At 70.2% G+C, this 1,037-nt stretch carries 1 protein-coding gene; it reads left to right on the top strand.

Annotation, left to right across the window (positions count from 1 at the left end):
* Positions 1-22 precede the first annotated feature (22 nt).
* A partial coding sequence (locus tag ASC93_RS21265; RefSeq protein ID WP_229412825.1) for an Ig-like domain-containing protein occupies positions 23-1,037 on the top strand: 1,015 nt, incomplete at its 3' end.

The raw sequence follows: 1,037 nt of genomic DNA, 5'->3' as shown, positions 1-1,037 counted from the left end.
CACGGCCGAAGCCGGCGCCACTGTGAAACTGTACGAAGGCACGACGCTGCTGGGCAGCACGGTCGCCACCGGTGGCAACTGGAGCATCACGAGTGCCACGCTGGGCGACGGACAGCACACCGTCACGACGACCGTGATGGACGCCGCGGGTAACGTGAGCGGCGCATCGAACGGCCTGACGGTCACGGTCGACACGACGGCACCGACCACGACGGTGGATTCCATCGCGTTCTCGGCCGACAGCGGCTACAGGAACAACGACTTCATCACGAACGTCGCCGCGCAGACCCTCAGCGGCATCCTGAGCGCGCCGCTGGCGGGCGACGAGCACGTCGAGGTGTCGATGGACCACGGCGCGAACTGGACGACGGCGCAAGTCAGCGGCACCACGTGGTCCGCCGCGGCGACGCTGATGTACGGCCCGCAGGCGATTCGGGTGCGCGTGGCCGACGCCGCCGGCCACGCGGGGCCGCAGGCCGTGGCGGTCTACGCGCTGGATACGACCGCGCCGAGCGTCGCAATCACCAGCGACGCCGGCGCGCTGAAGGCCGGCGAGACCGCCACCATCACCTTCACGTTCAGCGAAACCCTGGGCGCGGGCATCAACTGGGACGGCAGGCAGGGCGACATCACCGTCAGCGGCGGTACGCTGAGCACGCTCAACTACGCGGGCACGGGCTTCGACTCGATCTACACGGCCGTCTTCACGCCCGCCGCGAACACGGACGCCGGCACGGCCGGCATCACGATCCCTGCCGGCAGCTATGTCGACAAGGCCGGCAACACGGGCGGCGCGGGCTCGACCCCGACGATCCACTTCGACACACTGGCGCCGGGCGCCTCGTCCACGCCGCACCTGGCGGCGGCCAGCGACACCGGCATTTCGTCCAGCGACGGCATCACCAACGCGACCACGCCAGTCTTCACCGGCACGGCCGAAGCCGGCGCCACCGTGACCCTGTACGACACGGACGGCACCACGGTGCTGGGCAGTACGGTCGCGACCGGCGGCAACTGGTCGATCACCGCCTCCACGT

Source organism: Massilia sp. Root335, from assembly GCF_001425685.1.
Lineage (GTDB): Bacteria > Pseudomonadota > Gammaproteobacteria > Burkholderiales > Burkholderiaceae_D > Telluria > Telluria luteola.
This window is presented reverse-complemented; position numbering and strand designations above follow the sequence as displayed.